Genomic DNA, 20,499 nt, shown 5'->3' with positions numbered 1-20,499 from the left:
GATCACTTACCCAAGAACGCTGGACAAGTTGACGTCAGCGGCGGCCTCGCCATTGGCGAAGCGCTCCCCACTTCGTTCACGGCTTGCCCTCGAAGCCATCCGCCATGGACTCGGTAACCGTGGCGGAAGCCTGTCCGGCGGCGGCGCTGGTGAGCAGCATGGCCGCGGCCAGCACCGCCGTGAGCAGCGAACCCCATCATGTCGATCTCATGCGATATCCCCTCTCCTTCTTCCTCGAAACCCCGCTTTGGTTGTCTGCTTTCGTGCTAGATCACGAGCATTCGAAGGCCATGTCGTCGAGCCTGATGAATTTCCCAGCCCCTGTGCTGTTCCCGAAAATGGCCTGAACGTACACCTTGCTCACACCGTTGAGGTTGATTCCCGACGTAACGATGCGCTGGTAACTGCCACCGCCCAGCCAGGGCGCGGTCGTGCCCACCAGGCGCCAGCCATTGAGGTCCCAGACCTGGAGCTCGACCTGCGCGCCACCGTCGACCGGGTGCGCCCAGATGCTGGCCTTGCAGCTGTTCCGCGGCCAGCTGTCGATGGCGACCCCGTACCGCTCCGCCGCCCAGCCGTGCGCGGCCCACAACCAGCCGTTGTTGGCGCCGTTGCGGGCCACGCCGCCGCCGTAGTCGCCGTCGGCGACGGCGTTCCCGCTGGTGAAGCGCTCCCACCTCGACCACGGGTCGCCCTCGAAGCCGTCCGAGGCGCCCGCGAACACCTCCGCAGCGGCCTGTCCGGCCGCGGCGCCAGTGACCAGCATGGCTGCAGCTCCGAGCGCCGCCATCCACCGTGTCAATCTCCTCATGATGTCCCTCCGGTAACTGGGGCAGCTGATTCGTGAAGAGCGCGTGGCCACGCGAAGTACCGAACATGACAGCGGCGGCGATAGCCGGGAAGAGGCTGTCCCGTTGAGCGGACCAACGCACCCAGCGTGGTATCCGGCCGGCGATTCACGCCTCACACCAGGTCGGGGCGCATCACGCTGAGCAGAGGGGGACCGATGGATCTTCAACCGAGCGACGGACGCCGGACCGGCCACACCGGTAACGGGGCCGGACGCGGCGTACTGGACGGCGCCTTTCTCCTGCTGGCCGAACTCGCCCGGATCGGCGAGGCCGGTCCGACCCAACTAGCCGCCGCCACCGGGTTGCCAAAGCCACCACGCACCGGCTGCTGGACCAGCTCACCGGCCTCGGCGCGGTGCAACGCGATGCCGGGCGCTACCGGATCGGGTCACGCATGTTCCGCATCGGCACGGCCTGGCAGGCCCATACCTCGCTACGCGCGGCCGCCCACCGCCCCCTCCGGGAACTCGCGACAGCATTCGACAACGCCAGCGTGGGTGTGTCCATGCCCGAAGCAGGACGCTCCCTGCTCGTGGGCGGACTCCGCGGCGAAGTGGATCAGGTCCGCCCATGGCGCGCCGGACTGCAACTCCCGCCCGGCTGCGCTGCGGACATCCTGACCGCGACCAGTACCCCCGGAACGGCAGCACCCAAGTACTACTCCACGAAGGAATGGAAACGACTGACCAGCGACATCGCCGATCGGGGCGTGGCCTTCGACTACGAGTCCGCGCCCTGGGCGTCCTGCGTGGCCGCGCACATCCGCGCGCCTTCCGGGAAGCCCATCGGCGCTGTGGGCGCAGCAGTGTTCGACAGCGGGCGGCTGACCTCCATCGCCACGGCCGTCCAACGCGCCGCAGACATGATCAGCACGAATCTGGCACGAGTCAGCCCCTCCCCAGCCTGAGGTTGAACGACAAGCTCAGGCGGTCACCACCTTCAGCACTTCGAGCAGGGCCTCGGCCCGGTGGTGGGGGTGGGTGACCGACAGAGCGAGCTCTTCCGCGCGGTCGATGTCGGCGTGGGCCATGGCGATCGCCGTGTGCGCCAAGGTTTCTTGGAGCGCGAAGTAGGTGTTCGGAAGGGATTCGCAGAGCCGTTCCGCGCGTTCGGGATCCACTGCCGCCATGGCCTCCGCGGCCGCCGCCAGGGCTGCGGTCCGTTCGAGGTCGTTCTCGATGGTCTTCGCGATGCGTTCGGCGCGCTCGGGGTGTGCGGCGCCGATGGCGCCGGCCACGACACCTGTCGGCCACGGGCTTCCGGTGTCCTTCGCGATCGCCTTGGCGCGTTCCACCGCCCGGTCGGGATCGCGCGTGGCGAGGGCCTTGATCACGGATGTCATCGCCACGGTGTGGTCGCGCTGGTCCATGATCCGCTGTGCCAGCTCATCGGCTTCGGAGATCAGACTGTCGGCCTGGGGTCCCTTGCGAGTGGCTATCTTCGCCGCGATGTCGGCCAGCAGGGGTGCGAGTTCGGCCGGTTGCTTGAACGAACGGGCGATTTTCACGGCGCGGTCGGGGTCGGTCGCCGCGGCGGCTCTGGCCACCTCGGCCAGGAGGCGGCCGTTGCGCCGGGGGCCCGCCGAGGTGGCGATCCGTTCGGCCAGCCGGAGATCGAACGCGGTCGCGGCCATCGCCGCGTCGTGGACACCCACCTGACGGTTCTCCTGGCCCACGCTGGCAGCGGACTCGATCAGGCGCTTCGCGCGGCGGGGATCGCTGGGCGCCACCACTGTCGCCATGTCCGCCAGTGCTTTCGATTTCTCCCCCGAGGCCTGGTGGGCACGAGATGCCGCTTCGTTGAGCAGCTTCTTGGCCCGGCGGGGATCCGAGGGTGCCACCGCGACCGCCAGTTCGGCCATCGCCACCAGCGTCCACCGGTCCCAGAGCGGGCCGACGCCGCCGAGCAGCCGCTCGGAACGGGCGGGATCGGGGACCGCGAGCCGGGCGGCCATCGTCGCCAGCAGCGAATCGCGCCCGTTCGACCTGGCGAACTGTTCGCTGCGCTCAGGGGACACCGCGGCCACGAACTTCGCCGTCTCCACCAACAACCTTTCGCGTGTCTCCTGCAAGAACGCTGAGCTCGGTGACCGGGCGGCGTCGATCAGCTGGTCGAGCAGCCACGCCGGCCGCCTCGCGTCCTCGTCCACTCGCACGACCTCCCCGTAGCCGGTTCCTCACCATGAGGTACCAGTCTGGCAGGAAACCGGGCTATCAGAGCCCCGCCCGAGCGCTGGGGGCTATTCGTCGGCGACGAGGGTGGTCTCGATGGCTCGGGCGCGATCGTTTTCAGAGGACCTGCCACGCACCCTGATCACCGCCGCCGCGACCGAAAGCTAGTGGCGGCTGACCCGACCATGAGCGCCTGTTGCGACCGACACTGACCGAGAAAAGGTGCCGACCTCCGTCCTACGAGGTGAACGCGGCGATCGACGCCTACAACACCTCCGTGACGCAGGCCGGTTAAGTGAGCGAGTGGCCCACGCGCAGGCTCAGGAACGGCGGTTGAGTAGGGGCGAGGGCAAGCGCTCGTCGACATGGCCAGGGCGAGGAGAAGTACGTGCGGACGGAACCACCGAATCTCTTATCGTGCGCTCGTGACAGGCACTGGACAACGGCCTCTCGAACCTGCGCGCGACGCACCGCCACACCGTCCGTGTTGATGTCCCCGCGGCTTTCGCGACCAGCTCGACGTGCTGTCCAGGTCCCAGCGACAGCCACGACTTGCTCATCTTCGGCGGTCTGGCGATGAGGTGCACGCCCTTCACAGATGACGCCTTGAGCGGTAGATACTCACGCGGTGACCTACTTCCCGGACCTCTCCACGTACGAGTACTGGCCCTCCAGCCACCCCATGGTCAACATCGGTTGGCTGGAACCAGGTCACGATTTCCCCACCGGGGATGGGGACCTCGAGCTGCTCGAAGCGCTCGTCAAGCTGGAGAGCGTGCAGCAGAACCTGACGCGTGGCTTCCACGTGTGCGGTTTCTGCGATTCTCCCGTGGAACAGGTCCCGAGTCCCTACACGCAGACCGGGGAGACCCTGATGGGATTCGGGGAGATCCATGCCGTCGGCGCCGATGGAGTGAGGTACGCCGCCCCGACCCTGGTCCTCCACTACGTGGTGGAGCACGGCTACCGGCCACCGGCCCCTTTCCTCGACGCAGTGCTGCGCACCGCCGACGAACTCACCGCCCGCATGACCAGCAACCACGACAGCACCTGACCATGCCCGTGCCCGTAGTCGCCGACGCCTTCGGCTGTCTCCCGTGAAGCGGTGCCGAGCAGTGCCCGGTGCCCGTCGATCTCCTCCACGGTGAGGTGCTGCAGGCCCGGGTCCCTGGTCTTGTCGGCCCCCGGGTAGGCCACCAGTCCGCCTTGAGCGCCCCACTGGCAGGCTTTGCCGCTCGGGTCCGGGACTTCCGAGCCGTCGATGAACACGTCCAGCCGGACGGTGCCTTCCGGGCTCAGCGCCTGACACGGTTGTGCGGCGAGGCCGGCGAGCGTGGGCTGAACCGGGGTGACGAGGGACGGGGCGGCCGAGGAAGTGGCGGCCGGCGACGGCGTCGCCTGGTTGGACTGTGGGCCGGTGGTGGGTCGGGGGCGCCACAGGCACTGAGCCCGGCCAGCAGAATGATCGTCGTCCAGCGACGCACGCCGTCCATCGCTATTCCCCGATCGTCCGGCGGGCGGGCCCGTTCGCGCTGCGGGGAACGATCGGGACCACGCCGATGGCGCTCAGGACGGCGACGAAGCCGTTCTCGATCTGGGTGGCGGTGCTCGGCCAGTAGCCGGGCGTCGTGCAGAAGTCCCCGCTGCAGTTCATCGGTGGCGGGCCGGCGCAGCCGGTGACGAGCAGGACGGCCGCACCGGCGACGGCGGCCAGCCGGAACCGGGACACAACGGGACTTTTCACCGGAACGAGCCTCCTCACAGGACCGGGACGGAACGCCGTGGGGCGGACGCCACCAGCACCATCACGCCGATGGCCAGCAGGATCGCGATCACCGCCTGGTAGAAGCCGGTGAACACGCTGATCAGCGCGCTCACGGCGCCCACTGACTCCATTACCAGCGCCAGGCCGCGTGCCCACGGACGCCGGACCAGGAAGGCGGCGGCGAGCATGACGAGGGCCGCGATCAGGGGGTTGAGCACGATCACGAACCACACCGATCCCGCGACCTCCTGGTTGTGGTCGAGGCGTTTGCTGATGGTCAGCAACTGCACGATCCAGATCCCGAACGAGGCCACGGCCTGCGCGAACATGATCACCTGCGCGATCCTGAACTGCCTGTTGCCCACCGGCGTTCCCCTCCCCGACAGCCCTCGCTCCGACGGCCCTCGCCCTGACGACTCCGCGCACGCTAGCCGCCCCGGCGGGCCCCCTCCCGAGCTTGGCCGTTACCTGTCACCCCGGGCGTTCCCCGGTGTTTCCCCGGAAAGGCCGACACGCCGCCGATCGACCTCGACAACCGCGAGCAGAACGGCATCAGGTGGGCCGCGGCCACGCGTTCTTGGCGGCCTGGCGAATGGCGGTGATCAGCGGGCGGTGCTCCGCGGTGGCGTGCCAGGCGAGCGCCGAACTGCACGGCGACAGGTCGGTGACGTCGAGGAACTCGACTCCGGGGCGGGGGAACAGGTGCTTCGCCGCGTACGGCTGCAAGGAGATGGCACCGCTGTGGGCGACCTCGGCGTAGAGGCTCTCCAGGTCGCTGACGACGGGACCGTAGCGGACCGCGACGCCGCTGGGCCGGGGGTCGGCAGCCCAGAAGTCGCGCCAGACCCGGGGGCAACCGGAGGGGAAGGAGACGATCGTCCGGCCGTCCAGCTCGGCGAGCGTGACCTGACCGCGACCGGCCAGCGGATCGTCAGCGGAGACGCAGACCACCCGCGGTTCGGTGTTCAGGTGGTGGGTGTGGACGTCGTCGGGCGCCGGCGGCCGGCAGAACACCACATCGACCTCGCCGGTGTTCAGGCTCTGGAAATGCTCCACCAGGTTCAACAGCCGGATTTCGACTTCCAGGGCGGGGTGGAGGCGCCGCAGCTCACTGAGCACCGCGGTGGTGTGGTCCATCGCCGCCTCGGCTCCGACCGTGCCGACCACCACCCGCCCGCCGAGGCCGTGAGTGTGGTCGTCGGCGACCTGCTGCAGCTGCCGCATCGCCTGCACGACGGTGCGCGCGTGCGGCAGGAGGGCCTGGCCCGCCGGCGTGAGTGCCGTCGACCGGCTGGTGCGGGCGATCAACTCGACCCCCAGCCGCCGCTCCAGCGCGCCGAGCTGCCGGCTCAGGGCCGGTTGGCTCATGAACAACCGCGCGGCCGTCCGGCCGAAGTGCAGCTCCTCGGCGAGGGTGAGGAACATCCGCAACTGGTGCACAGTGGGAGCCGACGACCGCTCCACCTCCCCGCCTGTCATGCACGGCACCCTAGCCGCCGGTATGCGCCGCGGTGGCGGAAGCCGGGGATCGGGGCACCAGCGGAGACGACCGGAGCGGCGCCGGTGGAGAAGGGGCTGGTGAGCAACCACTCACCAGTGGTGACTGTGCACGGCACCCTTCCATCGCGGGACATCCGGGCGCCGGGTGCTCAGTACTCGCGGTCCTTCCCCAATAGCCTCCCTGCTTCTTGGTGGGTGCGGTCCGGTGTGTGCCGGCTGTCGGTCGTGGTGATGCTCGCGTACCGGGAAGGCTTTTCAAGGCCTCGACAATGCCAATTCATCCGGATCGATAACGTTTTGTATATCATTCGTTCGGCAATTGTCATGGCCGGATTGTTGTGTGTCGAGTCGGGCGTCGGCATAATCGTTTTCCCGGTGGTGGCCGATGTCGTCACTCGGAAAGGGGGATCGACATCGCTGTGAAAGTGCTGGCCGGGCGGTTCGCGCTGGACCTCTGGGAGGAAGACGTCTACGACGAGCAGGAAGGCATTCGGCTGCTTCGCATCAGGAACAAGAAAACCTTCGAGGGTGATTTGCAGGGCACGAGCGAGGCCAATCTTCTGCAGACCCGAACGCCGGGCGGATTGGTCGCGTACGTGGGCATGGAACGCGTGCGGGCGGAAATCGAAGAAGGCGGGTGCGCCTTCGTGCTCCGCCATTCGGCGGTCGGCGACGCCTCTATCGGATCCGCGAGCATCGACGTCGTTCCCAGCTCGGGACATGCGGAACAATTGTGCGTTCTGTAGCCTCGGAAGCTGGTCCCGCTCAGCGCGTCATCGGCGAACAGGGGCGCTGAGGGCCAGCGCCTGGATTCCTTGCAGAGCGGAGAATTTCGCACGCAGGATCAGCCTGGTCTGCCATCCGACCACGGTGATCACCAGGCCGAGCTCCACGATCAGGACGGCCACCTGCCGTTGACCGCGACTCCCGGGGGCGCTGATCAGACCGTGCTCATCCCTCGCGCCGTGCCGGAGAAGGAGTCGCGGAGGTCGAGGTCACCGAGTGCGGCCGAGAACGCTCGCTGGTGGCGAAGCGGTACAGCGCGGTCTGGTAGATCCCATTGAGGGTGGCTACCACGACAGCCACGAGCAGCACCCACACCAGCGACAGCAGAAGACAGACGTACAAAGTCGCGCGGACGCCGATCAGTGAGCCGAGGCCGATCGCGGCGGCGACGCCGGTGGCCGAGGCGACCATTCCCAGCAGGCTCAGGCCCGCGTACCCGGCGATGTTCTCGCCCCACGTCCGGCGCAGCAGCTCGGCCGAGCGCTTCGGCGCGTCCCGCAGCCTTACGTCTTCGAGCGTGAGCACGGGCAGCACGAGGTAGGCGATCAGGTTCCAGCCGATGTCGGCGAGGGCGCCCAGGAAGCGCAGGGCGAAGTCCATCCGGTCTTCGATCGCGCGCAGCACAGCGACACCGTGGGCGTCAGCACCGACCAGGCCAGCAGCCCGGGCCAGCGGCGTCCCGCCGCCACCAGTCCCGAGCCGATCCGGGCGCGCTCGCCTCGCAGCGCTACGTCGGCCTGGGAGATCAGCGCGGCTTTGAAGAAGGTGGTGGCCATCGTGATCGCCAGGAGGCACCCGGCGGCGAGCAGCATCCAGCCCAGCATCCCGGGTCGCTGGGCGGCGAACAACGCCGGCGTCAGGATCGCCGCGGCGACGAGCAAGACCGTCAAGCCCGACAGGACCGGGAAACCGGCGATGTGCGGCTGCGCGCGCAGCACCCGCCAAGAAGCCTTGAACATCAACGAGATCGTGGACCAGTAGCCCATTCGGAAGCCCCCATGAATGACCGATGCGCGCGTGAGCGCGGCGACGCGTCATCGCACAGGGGGTCCAGGCTTCAGTCCTGCTTGAAACGCCGAGCTCAGCCGAAGGTGGTGCCGGCTATCGCTTCTCCGGAACTCTCGCGTTCATGCGATCACGGAGCCACCAGCGCAGCCTCTTCGGCTGGGAACCCGACGAGGCCACCACCACCGACGTCCGGGGCAAGGACCTCCACATGATGTTCAACCCGGCCCGTGGGCGTTTCGCGACCGGTGCTCGGCTTCGTCGTACGTGCGCCGCGCGGCCGCTGGTCCGGGCTGCCGCGTCGATGAGTGGAAGGTTTTCCTCTGTTCGAGTGAATCGGTGAACCTCTTTTTTCTGGTCGCGTTGCCTCGTGGCATGGTCCCCACGGGAGACTTTGGGGATAAGCAAACCAGAGGGGAATCATGAACTACCGATCATTTCTCGCACGCCTTGGTGTTGCGCTCGCCGGCGCTTTTGTGGCGATCGGGGTCGTTGCCGCGCCAAGCTCCGCGTCGGCCGCGAATGGGCAGGATCCAGTGGCTACACGCTCCACACGTCGTCGGGTGCGGCTATGCCCATTCGGCCTGAGGCCGTGTGTGGGCCGCGTGCGGCATTTCGGATCCCGACAACAAGCTGGTCAGGCGATTCGGGCTCGGCTCGGGTCAGCCCGACGGGGGGCCGGGCTGGCAGATCTCGGACTTGCGGTGCGGCACTGCCGGATACGGCTATCGTCACATCAAGGACCGGTACATCACGGACTGGGAGAACATCGCCTTCATGGTCGGATGGAACTGGCGGGACATGGCCGACTTCGCGCTGGAGCACGGTCTCGACTACCCGCAGCGAGTGGATTACCGCTCTGGCAACGACACCTTCCTCTACCAGGGGGCCTTCTGGCTCGCGGATTCGGAGGGGAACGTGAAGGCCAAGTACTGCTCGCAGAACGTCATCGCCTTGCGGGACGGCGAGATCATCACCTCGTTCCCGAAGTCGAGCAGCCTGCCGACGGGCGTGTGTTGATGCGGGAGCCGAATTTGCTCGGGGAGCTTGTCCGCCGGCTGAACCTGGTCGGCGGACAAGCCGCCTATCACCCCGAAGAGGGCGGCGTCGTCATCTCGGCGTGGCGGGAGGAAAAGCTGGATCCGCCGGTTCGGCTGGCCGTCGACGAGGACACACTTGAACGGCACCTTTCTCTCCTGCACGACGATGCGGCGTCGCTGTGGCCGGATACCGATCGGGAAGCCGGCGCATTCAACCTTCTTTCCGTGCACATCGAGGAAACCGTTCTCACCCGTAAGCCCGGCCAGACGGATCTGATTCTGGACCGGGACAAACGTGTGCCGGAATGGGTGGAACCGGACGGAAGTCACTCGTAGTTCGGTGCCCGGCAACAGCGGCACCGTTCGTTCATCAAGCGTTCACCTCCCGATGGGCCGCCCGCGCGTCAAACGAGTCACGGGCGATGAAGGATCGTCCGCACGGGGAAACGACCTGGGGAGACGCAACGAGTGAAACGCCGGTTGTCCATCGCCGCCGCAGTGGTCCTGGTCCTGGCTGTGGCAGGCGTGGTCGTGTTCGGCGGGCCGGACGAGGCCGGGACAGGCACGCGGGCGGGCGAAACGACCACGGTCAAAGGAGTGATCGGCTCGGAGAAGCTCGCCTTCTTCTCCGATCAGCGAGTGGTCGACGCCTTCGCCAAGCACGGACTCAAGGTGGAAGTCGACACAGCCGGTTCGCGGCAGCTCGCGACGAGCGTGGACCTGGGCGGCTACGAGTTCGCCTTCCCGTCCTCTTCCCCGGCAGCGCAACGCATCCAGCGTGACCGCTCGGTCACCGGGGTGTACACGCCGTTCCAGTCGCCGATGGCCGTCGCGACCTTCGAGCCGATCGTCTCGCTGCTCGCGGCGAACGGTGTGGTGCGCCAGGGCGCGGGCGACTACCAGGTGCTCGACATCGCGAAGTACCTCGAGATCACCCGCGCGGGTACCCGCTGGGACCAGTTGCCCGGCAACACCGCCTTCCCCGCGCGCAAGAACGTGCTGCTGACCACCACCGACCCCCGCGAGTCCAATTCGGCCGCGATGTACCTGTCGATCGTTTCCTTCGTGGCCAACGGGAACACCGTGGTCAACTCGCCGGAGGCCGAGGCGAAGGTGCTGCCGGAGCTGTCGAAGCTGTTCCTCGACCAGGGTTACACGCAGAACAGTACCGAGGGCCCGTTCGAGGACTACCTGGCCGCCGGAATGGGCAAAACGCCGATGGTGCTGATCTACGAGTCGCAGTTCGTGGACCGGCTGGTCCGCGCAGACGGCGCGATCCGGCCCGACATGCGGCTGCTCTACACCGCGCCGACGGTGTACTCAAAGCACACGCTGGTTCCATTGTCCCCCAACGGGGATCGGGTCGGTCACTTGCTGACCACCGATCCGGAACTGGGCAAGCTGGCGGCCACCTTCGGTTTCCGCACCAACGATCCGCGCCTGTTCGGCGAGGTGACCGCCGCGGCGAAGGCGCCGGTGCCCGGCGATCTGATCGACACCGTGGAACCACCGTCGTTCGAAACGCTCGAGCGGATGCTCGACGCGGTCCAGAAGCAGTACTAGATGGACGCCTTCGAACTCACGCCACCGGAACCGGTGGCCGCGGTGCCCGCCGAGCGTCTCGCTGGACTGATCACTTTGGACGATGGCACCCGGGCCGCCGCCCAGCGGCGCGCCGAGCACTTCGCCGAACGCCTGCAAGCGCTGGATGTCCGATCGCCGCAGTTCACCGCGGTGCTCGACGAGCTGCTCGCGGTGGGCGAAGCCGACATGCGGGCCGCGGCCACCGTCGCCGGCGCGCTGCTGGACCGGTCCGCCCGCGCGCTGTCGGGAACGCGTGGCGACATCGCTTCCCCGCAGCAGCAGGTGACCGTGAGCCTGTCCGGGCTCCGCCGTACCGTCGCCGAACTGGATCCGGCGAAACTTCCGATCACCGGGCGGAAACTGCTCGGCATGATCCCGATCGCGGGTGCGGCCAAGAAGGCGCTGGACCGGTACCGGGCGGCGAACGAGCCGGTCAACGCACTCGTGCTGGACCTGCGTGCCCGCCAGGACGTGCTGCGGCGGGACAACGCCGTGCTCCAGGGCGAGCGGGAACGCCTGTGGCAGACCATGGGCAAGCTGGCCGAGGCGGCCGCCTTCGCCGAGGCCGTGGACGCCGCGATCGACCGCCAGGCCGGATCTTCGACCTCACCGATCCGGTGCACGCCAACGCGTTGCGGACCGACGTACTGCACCCGATCCGGCAACGGCACCAGGATCTGCTCACCCAGCTCGCGGTCAGCGCGCAGGGCTATCTCGCGCTGGACCTGGTCCGCCGGACCAACGACGAGCTGGTCCGCGGGGTCGAGCGCGCGGTGTCGACCACCGTGTCCGCGCTGCGGGTGGCGTTGCTGGTCAGCGCGGCGCTGGCCGGGCAGCGGGACGTGCTCGACGAGGTCGACGCGGTGCGCGCGACCACGGACGGGCTGATCCGGGCGAACAGTGAACTGCTCGCGATGCAGAGCGAAGAGGTCCGCAAGGCGAGCAGTGATCCGGCGGTCGGCGTCGAGACGCTGCGGCTGTCCTTCGACCGGATCTACGCCTCCATCGACGCGATCGACACCTTCAAGGCCGACGCGGTCCGCACGATGGCGAGCACGGTCGAGTCGCTCTCGGGTGAGATCCGCCGTGCCGAGGACTACCTGCGCCGGTCGCACGAAGCGGCACCGGACAGGCGAGGCGAGGGAGCCTGATGAGGAAACTGATCGCGTTCGCCGTCGCGGTGGCGTGCGCCGCGACGCTCGCCGCCTGCGACACGGGTCAGGGTGCCGATCCGGAGCAACCGGCCGGGCCGCCCCAGCCGGGAACCCTGCGTGTGCTCGCGGGCAGTGAACTTGAGGACCTGAAGCCGGTACTCGAGGAGGCGGCGAAGGCCACCGGGGTCACGGTGAACTTCAGCTTCACCGGCACCCTGGAGGGCACCGAACTACTCGCGAACGGTGGCGCCGACGGCAAGTACGACGCGCTCTGGTTCTCCTCGAACCGTTACCCGCAGGGCATTCCCGGCGCGGCGAGCAGGCTGGGCAACCAGACCAAGGTCATGAGTTCGCCGGTGGTGCTTGGCCTGTCCACCTCCGCGGCGCAGCGTCTCGGCTGGGCGGGCAGGCCGGTCAGCTGGGCCGAGATCGCCGAGCAGGCGGGCAACCAGGCGTTCACCTACGGGATGACCGATCCGTCGGCTTCGAACTCCGGTTTCTCCGCGCTGGTCGGCGTGGCCTCCGCACTGGCGGGCACCGGCAGTGCGATCGATGCCGGGCAGATCGGCGCGGTGACCCCGGCGCTGACCGAGTTCTTCACCGCGCAGGCGCTGTCGGCGGGCTCGTCGGGCTGGCTGTCCGAGGCCTACCAGCGGCGGGCCATCGGACAGGAACCCGGTGCCAAGGTCGACGGCCTGATCAACTACGAATCGGTGCTGCTGTCGATGAACGCCGGCGGCAAGCTCCCGGAACCGCTGACGCTGATCTACCCCAGCGACGGCGTGGTGACCGCGGACTACCCGCTCACCCTGCTGAACAACACCGGCGACGACGCCCGCGCGGCCTACCAGAAGCTCACCGAGCACCTGCGCTCGCCGGAGGCACAGCGCCGGATCATGGAGACCACGCAGCGCCGCCCGGTGGTGCCCGGGGTGCCGCTCGGGCCGCAGTTCGGCAGCCAGAGCCTGGTGGAACTGCCGTTCCCGGCCACCCAGGAAGCCTTCGACGCGCTGCTTTCCGCCTATTTCGACAAGATCCGGCGGCCGTCCCGCACCTTGTACGTGCTCGACACCTCGGGTTCGATGGCGGGGGATCGCATCACCGCGCTGCGGTCGGCGCTGGTCGGGCTGACCGGTGCCGACGGTTCGCTGACCGGGCGGTACCGGAAGTTCCGCAGCCGGGAGGAGATCACCATGCTCCCGTTCGACACCGGGCCAGAGCAGCCACGCACGTTCACCGTGCCGGAGCAGGATCCGCAGCCGGCGCTGGACCAGGTCAAGGCGTTCGCCGAGGGGCTCGCTGCGGACGGCGGCACGGCGATCTACGACAGCTTGAAACGGGGCTACCAGGTCCTTTCGCCGCTGGTGAGCCAGGACGCGAACCGGTTCACCTCGATCGTGCTGATGACCGACGGCGAGAACACCGACGGTTCGGACGCCGCGTCGTTCGAGGCGGCGCTGCCCGGCATGCCCGAGAACGTGCGGGGTGTGCCGGTGTTCACGGTGTTGTTCGGCGAGGGCAACGTGGACCAGTTGAACCGGGTCGCGTCGCTCACCGGGGGTAAGGTGTTCGACGCGCGTGACACCGATCTGGGCAAGGTCTTCCAGGAAATCCGCGGGTACCAATGATCCGTTATCTCGGCTCGACGAAGAACCTGGCCGGCTGCGCGGGCGGTCTGCTCGGGCTGGTGCTCTACCTGACCGGGGTGGTCGGCTCGTTCTGGCCGCTGGTCGTCGCGGGCCTGTACGCCGCGGGGGCGCTGCTCGCGCCACCGGAGAAGGTCCACCTGGTGCCCGACGCGGCCGCCGAGGCCGGTCAGCTGCGGGCCGGGCTGGAAACTTTGGTGCGTAAGGTTTCCGAGCAGGCGGGCCGGATGCCCGAAGGCTCGGTGGAGATGGTCCGCCGGATCGCGGAGATCCTGGACGGCCTGTTCGCCCGCCCGGCAGACCTGCGCGTGAATCCCGATGTGCTGCACGCGGTCACCACGCTGGCGCGTGTGGATCTGCCGCAGTCGGTGGAGACCTATCTGAACCTGCCGTGGTGGGTGTCGGCGAAACGGCTGGCGGGCACCGCCAACAGCGCGGGTGACGAGTTGCGTACCCAGCTCAGCCTGCTGCTGGGCGGGGCCGAGAAGATCGCCGAGCGGTTCTACGCGGCCGAGCTGCACCAGCAGGCCGATCACACCCGCTACCTCCGCGACCGGGACGATTCGCCCGGTGGATGATCGGGCCGCGTTCATGTCCGCGTGCCGAACATCCGGCCGAGGTCCGCGCTCGACGACACGACCAGGTTTTCCGCCAGCCGCAGTGTTTCCCGGTCCCTGGCGGCGAGCGCGACGCCGAGGGTGGGGTCTTCGGTGAAACCGGACGACGGGATGGTCGGCACCAGTACCGCGCCCAGCCCGGCGCACGCCTGGGTGAGGCCGCGGACGTGGTCGTAGAGCAGGTCTTCCGGCAGCCGGGCGCCCAGCCGGAGCCGGTCGCAGGTCCGGACCAGCCACGGTGCGCCGTGTACCCGGTTCAGCCGGGCCCGCAGGCAGAAGGCGATGGCCGGGCCGGTGACCCGGCAGTTGATCTCGGTCGGCGCGAGCCTGCCCGCCGGGGCCGGGACGAAGTCGACGTCGAACCAGCCGCGATAGCCGGAGGCCGCGAGCGCCTCGCCCACCCGCAGGCCGAACCGGGCGGCCACCCGGCCGGTGGGCGCGGGCAGCACGCCCTCTCCGATGAGGACACCCGCGTACCGCGTGCCGTCGACGTCCATCACCCCGGCGCCGACCAGGTGCACGCCACCGTCCGCCGCCACCACGCCGTCGACCGTGACATCGCGGCACGGGCCCGTGGCGGCGACGAACTGCTCGACCACCACCTCACCGGCCACCCGCGACCGCCGCATCCGCCGCCGGAAGGCCCGCACGCCACCCCAGCCGGCCACCAGTTCGGGGGTGACCACCAGCGTGCCGGAGCCCCCGACCCCGTGCACCGCCTTGAGCACCACGCTGACGCCGTCACCGGCGCTGCGAGCTGCCACCGCGGTCGCCTGCCTGCGGCAACTTCACCCAGGCCTCCGGCTCGACCGCCACATCGATGGTGTCCCACGTGATCCAGAGGTCGTCGAACTTCTCCCAGCAGATTTCGAGCTGCGGCCCTTGCTCCAGGCGGAGGACGACGGGCAGGTCGGCAATCCACTCGTCATGGGCAAGACCCCAGACCGTCCACGTCTGGTCCACTCGAAGTCTTGGCAGAGACCGCAGTCGTACGACCTGCCGGTGAAGTTGTTCGTCAGCAGGACGGAAAGCGGGCAGCCAGCCCGAGACGTGAGGGTCCGTCGGGGTCACGGTCGAAACGGCCCACGGCAGGAGGATCGAAGCACCTGGGTTTGGTGCGACCAGCGGCGTGGAGGACGTTGGTGACGGGTCGGTCCCGGAACGCCGCGCGACAAGCGGCTCCTCGGCGGCGGTGCACCGTCCGCCCCTAGACTCCAGCCGGGAGCAATTTCGATACGCATACGGCTAGGTATATGATTCGTGCATGACCGTGTTGATCGTGGGAGCGGGCCCGACCGGAATGACGTTGGCGTGCGGTTTGGTCGCGCAGGGCGTCGAGGTGCGGCTCGTCGACCGGGCCGCCGGGCCTGCCGAAACCTCGCGGGCGAATATCCTGCACGCACGTGGTGTGGAGGTTCTGGACCGGCTGGGCGCCCTTGGTGACCTGCGGGAACGGTCGCTCGAGCCCGTGGGCATGCGGATGCACGTCGGCGGCAGGCCGATCGCCACCATGCGGTTCCTGCCGGATCGGCGGGAGCGCACGCAGGCACTGTTCGTGTCGCAAGCTTCGATCGAGGCCGGGCTGCGCCGTCGGCTCAGCGAGCTGGGCGTGCCCATCCAGTGGGGGACCGAAGTCACCTCCCTCGATCAGGATGCGCCCGCCGACTGGGTGGTCGGGTGCGACGGGGCCCGCAGCATGGTCCGCGAACTCGCCGGGATCGACTTCCCCGGCGTGCCGGTCGCCGAGCGGTTCCTGCTGGCCGACGTCCACGCCGACTGGGACCGCGACCGCAGCGTCTCCGCCGGCTGGTACCACCGGGACGGCATGCTGCTGGCCATGCCCATGCCCGGCGCGCCGACCCTGTGGCGCCTCATGGCCGACGTACCGCACGACGGCGAGCGGCTCACCCCCGATGAGGTGGTCGAGAAGTTGCGGCAACTGCTCGTCGAGCGCGCGGGCCAGGCGCCTGTCGGTATCCGCGAAACCGTGTGGGCTTCGGTATTCCGCATTCACCGTCGACTGGCGGCCGACTACCGGCGCGGCCGGGTCCTGCTGGCCGGCGACGCGGCGCACACCCACAGCCCGATCGGCGGCCAGGGCATGAACACCGGCATCGGCGACGCGGAGAACCTCGCGTGGAAGCTGGGTTTGGTGGTCCGCGGCCTGGCCGGCCCCGAACTGCTCGACACCTATGGGGCCGAACGCCGGCCGCTGGCGGCGGACGTCCTGCGCAACACCACGGCGAACACGCGGCTGCTGCTCGGCGAGACGGCACTCACGCGGATACTTCGGGACCGGGTGGTGGTGCCGTTGCTCGGCAGGCCGGTTGTGCAGCGCCGGGCTACGCGGGTGGCATCGCAGTTGTGGGTCACCTACCGGCGCGGTCCGCTCGGTGGCCGCGGTCCGGCGCCGCGGCCGGGTGATCGCCTCCCGGACGGCGAATACCAGCGCACCGACGGAACTCGGACGCGGCTGCACGCGGAGCTCGGCCCGGCGTGGGCCCTGGTCGGCGGCTCGGCCGGATTGCTGGCCGAGGCCCGCGAAGCGCTGGGCGAGGTGGCCGGCCTGCGAGGGGAGGGCGACGCGCTGCTCGTCCGCCCGGATGCCCACCTCGCCTGGCGCGGCAATGACCCCGCCGCCCTGCGGGATCGGCTGGCGGCGATGCTGCGGGTGCCGGGCGTTGGCACAATGCGGCCATGACTTCCGCACGCACCGGTCCCGGCCGTCCGCGCGACCCGCAGGCGGACGAGGCGATTCTGCGGGCCGCCGTCGAGCTATTGGTCGAGCGTGGGGTCGAGCGGACGAGTATCGAGCAGGTCGCCCGGCGGGCCGGGGTGGCGAAGGTGACCGTGTACCGGCGGTGGAGTTCGAAGGAAGAACTGTTCGCTCAGGCGCTCGAGTCCACGCGTGAGCAGGTCCGTGCGGTCGACGAGGTCGGTGGTCCGTTGCTCGACGTGCTCGAGGAGCTGCTGCCTCGGTGGGGTGAGCTGCTGACCGACCCCGGCGCGCGGGTGCTGACCGCCCGGATGATCGGCGCCGGGCCGGACCACCCGGAGCTGCTTTCCACGTACTGGCGCCACCACCTCGAACCCCGCCGCGAGCGGGCCCGGGAAACCCTCGAGCGCGCGAAGCGGGACGGCGTGCTGCCGGCCCTCACCGATGTCGACATGGTGATCGACATGATGTGGGGAGCCGTCCTTCACCAGCTGGTACTGGCGCCCGGCGACCGCTCGGTGTCGGAGCTGACTGCCTACCTGCGCCGCATGCTCCGACAGCTGGGCTTCGCCCTCCCGGAGTGATCACCGGCCGAACCGACACTTCGACGGGGGTCGCTACATTTCCCACCGTGGCGATATTCGCGCCGGACATGTCGACTGGTTGCTTGGGCCATTACGTGCCCTCGCACGAGTCTCCGCCTCTGACGAGGGAACGACCTGGCCCGAGGTCTTCCCTGGCCAGCCACCAGGAAGAGACCGGCGCACGTCTTGGTTGCCGGGCCCGGGCTGAGGTTTGGCGCCGCTCATGCTCCGGGTAATCCCATCGGGTGACGGAATGGGGGCGTTCATGAGAATCGGGCTCGTGGTGCTGGTCAGCTCGATGTTCGTGGCCGGCGGGGTACTGCTGCTCTTCACCGGGTCGGTCGTCTTCGGCCTGGCCTGCCTGTTGGTCGGTGTGGCGGGCTTCGTCGCGCTCCCGGCGGTCCGGGCCGGTGAACGGGGCGAGACCCCGTTCACCCGCAAACGGCTTATCCACTCCCTCATCGCGCTCGGTCTCGGCGCGGTGATCGGTGTGCTGTTCCTGGTGTCCGGCGCCGAGTGGGGCCCGGGCTCCGGGCGCCGCTGGACGCCGGACAGCCCCACCGAATCGCGCCTGTTCGGCGGCGTCGTGCTGGTGCTCTGCCTGAGCGGGATGGTGGCCGGCGCGCGCCGGCTGACCCGACTTTCGGTGAAAGGTCCACCCTGGATGCGCGGCCCGGCGCCTGCCACGTACCGCTGATTCGGAAGAATACGAGGGTATTCACGAGTAAGAAGCGGCACAGTGGCAGAGCTACCTGTTGCAAGTGGGCCACAGACGAACCCTGAGCCTGACTTGTTCGGGATTGTCGTGTTGGGCGCAACGAGTGGCGTATCGTCCTGCTCGCCAACGCGGTCAACGCGGTGAACCCCATACATGCCGAGACCGATTCACCCCGCAGCGGGCGGTGTCGGCCACGCGAAGCGCTCGATGAGGTCGACCGGATCGACGTAGCCGCTCCGATGGTTTCCACGGGCGGCGGGTATGCCGATGGGGCTGAGCGAAGATGGCGAGCGCCGGACCCCTCTCCAGGCGCCGTTCTGATACTGCGGCGGCCGCGCTCGAAGACTGGCGAGCCGACTTCGACGCTTTGACCTACCAGCTGATCGACAGCGGCCTCGCCGTAACACAGACGAAGAGTTCGCGGGCCAAGCGTAGGGAGCCTGTAGTGGGACTACGGCGTTTATCGGCCAGGACCAGCATCAATCACTGAAATCGTGGCGCGCGTTCCGGCAGTGAGTGCCGACCACGACGACGGTGGTGTATCTTTCGGGGACCACCGGCAGCATGCTCGGGTGAGTTCGACGGATCAACTTACCCAGTCGGCATAGGTGTGTCACAGCACCGCCGTGAATGAGGCGGTACCGCTGGAGCTGGTGATTCCTTCCGGGGTCAGGCAAGCGGTGAGGCTGGTGACTGGCAGCACCTTAGTCTGCACGACGGTCGCGCCGTTGAACAGTCCCGCGGTCACGGTGCCGGTGAGGACGAGCACGGTGGTGCCACCGGGCTTGAGGTTCACTTCGAATCCGCCTTGGACGACGCTGCTGTGCCCGTTGTTCCAGTGGTAGACCGACGTGTTGGTGGTGGAACCGGACAAGCAGCTGAACGTACCGTTGACCAGGGAAGTGAAGGTGGCACCAGTGATCTCGGGGTGGCTGGGTGACACGCAACCGGCGAGCGTGCCGTCAGCGGTGAATTCGAGCGCTTCACGGTGGGCAGGGAGCGTCCGCACTCGACCGGGGTGGAGTCGACGATCCAGGTGGTGTCGGTCCACAGGTCAGTGTCCGCCGCCAACCAGCGTATGACCTGCTTGATCAGCGGTAACGCGGCGCGCAGGCGACGGTTGTAGCCGGACTGGCCGGGCAGGTACCGGAACGCGCCGGGCATCCGGACGGGCAGGAACCGCAGCCACCTGGCCTCGGAGGTGAACCCGAGCAGCGCCTGAGCCACGGCCAGGGTGACCAGCTCCGCGTCGGTGAGTTTCGGCCGTCTGCCCATGCGACGCCTACCGGCGAGGTGGTCATCGATCTTGACGTAGAGTGCGGTGAGAAGGGTGTTCAGGTCGGTCGTCACAAACTGATCTTGAACACCCTTCGTCCGTCTCCGGCCACCGCCTCCACTTACGCATTACTCGTCTAGCGGCAGCCATGGCGATGCGGTGGCGGCCTGGCCAGCGATGCAGCGCGCGTGGCCGCGGCGGGCGCGCGCTGGTGACGATCCGCACTGCTTCATCGGTGCTGATCAGCTCCGGCCACGGCACACTGTCGATCTCGGCGCGCCAGGCCACCAGCAAGGTAGCCACGCAGTGCTGCTGGCTCATGCGGTGGCCTTTCCGAAGTGGACGTTGCCCGCCTTGTCGCCCTGGCGCTCTCCGGCGTTACGCCGCCGCGGCCGTCCCGGACAGCCGGGTGGGGCTGGTTCAGGCCTGGACCCAGGGCCAGGTCATGCGCACCGTGGTGCCCGTGGGGGTGCTGCTCACCGCGGCCTCCGCCGTCAGCGCACGCACGAGGATTAGCCCACGCCCTCCCTCGGGGCGGGGCGGACCGTCGCGCCATTGGCCGGTGTCGGACACGGTGACGGTGAGGAACCCGGGTTCCAGCTGCGCGGTCAGGGTCATGGTGCCCTCGGCGTCACCGGGGTAGGCGTGCTCGGCGGCGTTGGCCAGCGCCTCGTACGCGGCCAGCCGGACGTCCTCGATCAACTCGACGGGAAGCCCGCGGGTGTGCATCCACTCGGTGAGCACCTCACGGACCAGGCTGGCCTGCACGGGGGATGCCGCGACCTGGCGTATCAGCGCCGAATCCGCCTGCTGATCGGAACGCTCGAGGGCATCCGGATCAGTCATGACGAGGCCCCTCGGCTACGCGAACAATGCCCGGATTCTACCCTGTTGGCAGGCTGGACAAACCGGATCAGGGGTATGGCGGCGGCATCGGGGCGATGCGCCAGCAGGGCTGTTGCTGCGGCGAGGGCGAAAGCGATGGTCTGTCACGGCACGACGAGGGCGCGCTGCAACGCACCGGTGTCTCGACGTGCCGTGGTCCCGGTGGTTCCGCCTAGGCCGGGCTGCGCCATGCCAGGGATC

At 68.7% G+C, this 20,499-nt stretch carries 25 protein-coding genes and 2 pseudogenes; 14 read left to right on the top strand and 13 right to left on the bottom strand.

Annotated features, from left to right (window positions below; genetic code table 11):
* Positions 1-271 precede the first annotated feature (271 nt).
* Positions 272-790, bottom strand: coding sequence for a hypothetical protein (locus L3Q67_RS38760; RefSeq protein ID WP_499186374.1), 519 nt, complete (start codon positions 788-790; stop codon positions 272-274).
* A gap of 416 nt (positions 791-1,206) precedes the next feature.
* On the opposite strand from L3Q67_RS38760, the gene L3Q67_RS38755 reads away from it, so the two are divergent.
* Complete coding sequence (locus tag L3Q67_RS38755) at positions 1,207-1,758, top strand: IclR family transcriptional regulator (RefSeq protein WP_499186373.1); 552 nt, start codon at positions 1,207-1,209, stop codon at positions 1,756-1,758.
* A gap of 15 nt (positions 1,759-1,773) precedes the next feature.
* Here L3Q67_RS38755 and L3Q67_RS38750 read toward each other — a convergent pair whose 3' ends face one another.
* Positions 1,774-3,000, bottom strand: a complete 1,227-nt coding sequence (locus L3Q67_RS38750) for a hypothetical protein (RefSeq protein WP_499186372.1) — start codon at positions 2,998-3,000, stop codon at positions 1,774-1,776.
* Between the two features lie 650 nt (positions 3,001-3,650).
* Between L3Q67_RS38750 and L3Q67_RS38745 the strand changes: the two genes are divergently transcribed.
* A complete protein-coding gene (locus L3Q67_RS38745; RefSeq protein ID WP_499186371.1) occupies positions 3,651-4,076 on the top strand; it encodes a DUF7919 family protein in 426 nt (141 codons plus the stop codon).
* A 441-nt stretch (positions 4,077-4,517) separates the two neighbouring features.
* On the opposite strand, the gene L3Q67_RS38740 is transcribed toward L3Q67_RS38745, so the two are convergent.
* The 3 genes from L3Q67_RS38740 to L3Q67_RS38730 all read right to left on the bottom strand — a co-directional run bounded on the left by L3Q67_RS38740 (position 4,518) and on the right by L3Q67_RS38730 (position 6,266).
* On the bottom strand, positions 4,518-4,766 hold the full coding sequence (locus tag L3Q67_RS38740; RefSeq protein WP_499186370.1) for a hypothetical protein: 249 nt from the start codon (positions 4,764-4,766) through the stop codon (positions 4,518-4,520).
* 14 nt (positions 4,767-4,780) lie between these two features.
* The gene (locus L3Q67_RS38735) at positions 4,781-5,152 is read right to left on the bottom strand and encodes a hypothetical protein (protein WP_499186369.1); all 372 of its coding nucleotides are present in this window, start codon (positions 5,150-5,152) and stop codon (positions 4,781-4,783) included.
* 187 nt (positions 5,153-5,339) lie between these two features.
* On the bottom strand, positions 5,340-6,266 hold the full coding sequence (locus L3Q67_RS38730) for a LysR family transcriptional regulator (RefSeq protein ID WP_499186368.1): 927 nt from the start codon (positions 6,264-6,266) through the stop codon (positions 5,340-5,342).
* An 84-nt stretch (positions 6,267-6,350) separates the two neighbouring features.
* Between L3Q67_RS38730 and L3Q67_RS38725 the strand changes: the two genes are divergently transcribed.
* Together L3Q67_RS38725 and L3Q67_RS38720 are read left to right on the top strand one after the other, a co-directional pair.
* Positions 6,351-6,710 carry a hypothetical protein gene (locus L3Q67_RS38725; protein WP_499186367.1) on the top strand — a complete coding sequence of 120 codons (360 nt, stop codon included), beginning with the start codon at positions 6,351-6,353 and terminating at the stop codon, positions 6,708-6,710.
* Entirely contained in the window at positions 6,707-7,033 is a 327-nt protein-coding gene (locus L3Q67_RS38720; RefSeq protein WP_499186366.1) for a DUF3224 domain-containing protein, read from the top strand. Before L3Q67_RS38725 ends, L3Q67_RS38720 begins: the two co-directional genes overlap by 4 nt.
* A gap of 27 nt (positions 7,034-7,060) precedes the next feature.
* Here L3Q67_RS38720 and L3Q67_RS38715 read toward each other — a convergent pair whose 3' ends face one another.
* The 3 genes from L3Q67_RS38715 to L3Q67_RS38705 are packed head-to-tail and all read right to left on the bottom strand — an operon-like array spanning position 7,061 to position 8,032.
* Positions 7,061-7,195, bottom strand: coding sequence for a hypothetical protein (locus tag L3Q67_RS38715; protein WP_499186365.1), 135 nt, complete (start codon positions 7,193-7,195; stop codon positions 7,061-7,063).
* 43 nt (positions 7,196-7,238) lie between these two features.
* Positions 7,239-7,697, bottom strand: coding sequence for a DUF6159 family protein (locus tag L3Q67_RS38710; protein WP_499186364.1), 459 nt, complete (start codon positions 7,695-7,697; stop codon positions 7,239-7,241).
* Positions 7,619-8,032 (bottom strand): hypothetical protein, encoded by a 414-nt coding sequence (locus L3Q67_RS38705; RefSeq protein ID WP_499186363.1) that lies wholly within the window; start codon positions 8,030-8,032, stop codon positions 7,619-7,621. Before L3Q67_RS38705 ends, L3Q67_RS38710 begins: the two co-directional genes overlap by 79 nt.
* Positions 8,033-8,672: 640 nt before the next feature.
* Here L3Q67_RS38705 and L3Q67_RS38700 point away from each other — a divergent pair.
* The 7 genes and pseudogenes from L3Q67_RS38700 to L3Q67_RS38670 all read left to right on the top strand — a co-directional run bounded on the left by L3Q67_RS38700 (position 8,673) and on the right by L3Q67_RS38670 (position 14,080).
* A complete protein-coding gene (locus tag L3Q67_RS38700) occupies positions 8,673-9,098 on the top strand; it encodes a hypothetical protein (protein ID WP_499186362.1) in 426 nt (141 codons plus the stop codon).
* Complete coding sequence (locus L3Q67_RS38695) at positions 9,098-9,454, top strand: hypothetical protein (RefSeq protein ID WP_499186361.1); 357 nt, start codon at positions 9,098-9,100, stop codon at positions 9,452-9,454. The genes L3Q67_RS38700 and L3Q67_RS38695 overlap by 1 nt, the downstream gene beginning before the upstream one ends.
* A gap of 132 nt (positions 9,455-9,586) precedes the next feature.
* Positions 9,587-10,681: a hypothetical protein gene (locus L3Q67_RS38690; protein WP_499186360.1), complete on the top strand. Its 1,095-nt coding sequence runs from the start codon at positions 9,587-9,589 to the stop codon at positions 10,679-10,681.
* Positions 10,682-11,230, top strand: a pseudogene (locus L3Q67_RS38685) (toxic anion resistance protein); the annotation flags it as partial.
* Positions 11,221-11,853: a toxic anion resistance protein gene (locus L3Q67_RS38680; protein ID WP_499186359.1), complete on the top strand. Its 633-nt coding sequence runs from the start codon at positions 11,221-11,223 to the stop codon at positions 11,851-11,853. The pseudogene L3Q67_RS38685 and the gene L3Q67_RS38680, both read left to right, overlap by 10 nt.
* Positions 11,853-13,484, top strand: a complete 1,632-nt coding sequence (locus L3Q67_RS38675; RefSeq protein ID WP_499186358.1) for a VWA domain-containing protein — start codon at positions 11,853-11,855, stop codon at positions 13,482-13,484. The genes L3Q67_RS38680 and L3Q67_RS38675 overlap by 1 nt, the downstream gene beginning before the upstream one ends.
* Positions 13,481-14,080, top strand: a complete 600-nt coding sequence (locus tag L3Q67_RS38670) for a hypothetical protein (protein WP_499186357.1) — start codon at positions 13,481-13,483, stop codon at positions 14,078-14,080. The genes L3Q67_RS38675 and L3Q67_RS38670 overlap by 4 nt, the downstream gene beginning before the upstream one ends.
* A gap of 11 nt (positions 14,081-14,091) precedes the next feature.
* Here the strand turns inward: L3Q67_RS38670 and L3Q67_RS38665 are convergent, their stop codons facing one another.
* Entirely contained in the window at positions 14,092-14,883 is a 792-nt protein-coding gene (locus L3Q67_RS38665; RefSeq protein ID WP_499186356.1) for a hypothetical protein, read from the bottom strand.
* Entirely contained in the window at positions 14,861-15,082 is a 222-nt protein-coding gene (locus L3Q67_RS38660; RefSeq protein ID WP_499186355.1) for a hypothetical protein, read from the bottom strand. Before L3Q67_RS38660 ends, L3Q67_RS38665 begins: the two co-directional genes overlap by 23 nt.
* A gap of 301 nt (positions 15,083-15,383) precedes the next feature.
* Between L3Q67_RS38660 and L3Q67_RS38655 the strand changes: the two genes are divergently transcribed.
* The 3 genes from L3Q67_RS38655 to L3Q67_RS38645 all read left to right on the top strand — a co-directional run bounded on the left by L3Q67_RS38655 (position 15,384) and on the right by L3Q67_RS38645 (position 18,116).
* Positions 15,384-16,820: an FAD-dependent monooxygenase gene (locus L3Q67_RS38655; protein WP_499186354.1), complete on the top strand. Its 1,437-nt coding sequence runs from the start codon at positions 15,384-15,386 to the stop codon at positions 16,818-16,820.
* Complete coding sequence (locus tag L3Q67_RS38650) at positions 16,817-17,419, top strand: TetR/AcrR family transcriptional regulator (protein ID WP_499186353.1); 603 nt, start codon at positions 16,817-16,819, stop codon at positions 17,417-17,419. The genes L3Q67_RS38655 and L3Q67_RS38650 overlap by 4 nt, the downstream gene beginning before the upstream one ends.
* A gap of 265 nt (positions 17,420-17,684) precedes the next feature.
* A complete protein-coding gene (locus tag L3Q67_RS38645; RefSeq protein WP_499186352.1) occupies positions 17,685-18,116 on the top strand; it encodes a hypothetical protein in 432 nt (143 codons plus the stop codon).
* A 634-nt stretch (positions 18,117-18,750) separates the two neighbouring features.
* On the opposite strand, the gene L3Q67_RS38640 is transcribed toward L3Q67_RS38645, so the two are convergent.
* The 3 genes and pseudogenes from L3Q67_RS38640 to L3Q67_RS38630 form a co-directional block, all read right to left on the bottom strand.
* Entirely contained in the window at positions 18,751-18,933 is a 183-nt protein-coding gene (locus tag L3Q67_RS38640; protein WP_499186351.1) for a hypothetical protein, read from the bottom strand.
* Between the two features lie 176 nt (positions 18,934-19,109).
* A pseudogene (locus L3Q67_RS38635) lies at positions 19,110-19,487 on the bottom strand (transposase family protein); the annotation flags it as partial.
* 346 nt (positions 19,488-19,833) lie between these two features.
* Entirely contained in the window at positions 19,834-20,259 is a 426-nt protein-coding gene (locus L3Q67_RS38630) for an ATP-binding protein (protein WP_499186350.1), read from the bottom strand.
* Between the last annotated feature and the right edge of the window lie 240 nt (positions 20,260-20,499).

The sequence above is a fragment of the Saccharothrix sp. AJ9571 genome (genome assembly GCF_021725495.1).
Lineage (GTDB): Bacteria > Actinomycetota > Actinomycetes > Mycobacteriales > Pseudonocardiaceae > Amycolatopsis > Amycolatopsis magusensis.
This window is presented reverse-complemented; position numbering and strand designations above follow the sequence as displayed.

Bases quoted from the DNA above. Each gene is read 5' to 3' on its own strand.
- L3Q67_RS38760 (WP_499186374.1), bottom strand. From the start codon at position 790: ATGGCGGCGCTCGGAGCTGCAGCCATGCTGGTCACTGGCGCCGCGGCC.
- L3Q67_RS38730 (WP_499186368.1), bottom strand. From the start codon at position 6,266: ATGACAGGCGGGGAGGTGGAGCGGTCGTCGGCTCCCACTGTGCACCAG.
- L3Q67_RS38705 (WP_499186363.1), bottom strand. From the start codon at position 8,032: ATGTTCAAGGCTTCTTGGCGGGTGCTGCGCGCGCAGCCGCACATCGCC.
- L3Q67_RS38695 (WP_499186361.1), top strand. From the start codon at position 9,098: ATGCGGGAGCCGAATTTGCTCGGGGAGCTTGTCCGCCGGCTGAACCTG.
- L3Q67_RS38675 (WP_499186358.1), top strand. From the start codon at position 11,853: ATGAGGAAACTGATCGCGTTCGCCGTCGCGGTGGCGTGCGCCGCGACG.
- L3Q67_RS38670 (WP_499186357.1), top strand. From the start codon at position 13,481: ATGATCCGTTATCTCGGCTCGACGAAGAACCTGGCCGGCTGCGCGGGC.
- L3Q67_RS38655 (WP_499186354.1), top strand. From the start codon at position 15,384: ATGACCGTGTTGATCGTGGGAGCGGGCCCGACCGGAATGACGTTGGCG.
- L3Q67_RS38650 (WP_499186353.1), top strand. From the start codon at position 16,817: ATGACTTCCGCACGCACCGGTCCCGGCCGTCCGCGCGACCCGCAGGCG.
- L3Q67_RS38645 (WP_499186352.1), top strand. From the start codon at position 17,685: ATGAGAATCGGGCTCGTGGTGCTGGTCAGCTCGATGTTCGTGGCCGGC.
- L3Q67_RS38630 (WP_499186350.1), bottom strand. From the start codon at position 20,259: ATGACTGATCCGGATGCCCTCGAGCGTTCCGATCAGCAGGCGGATTCG.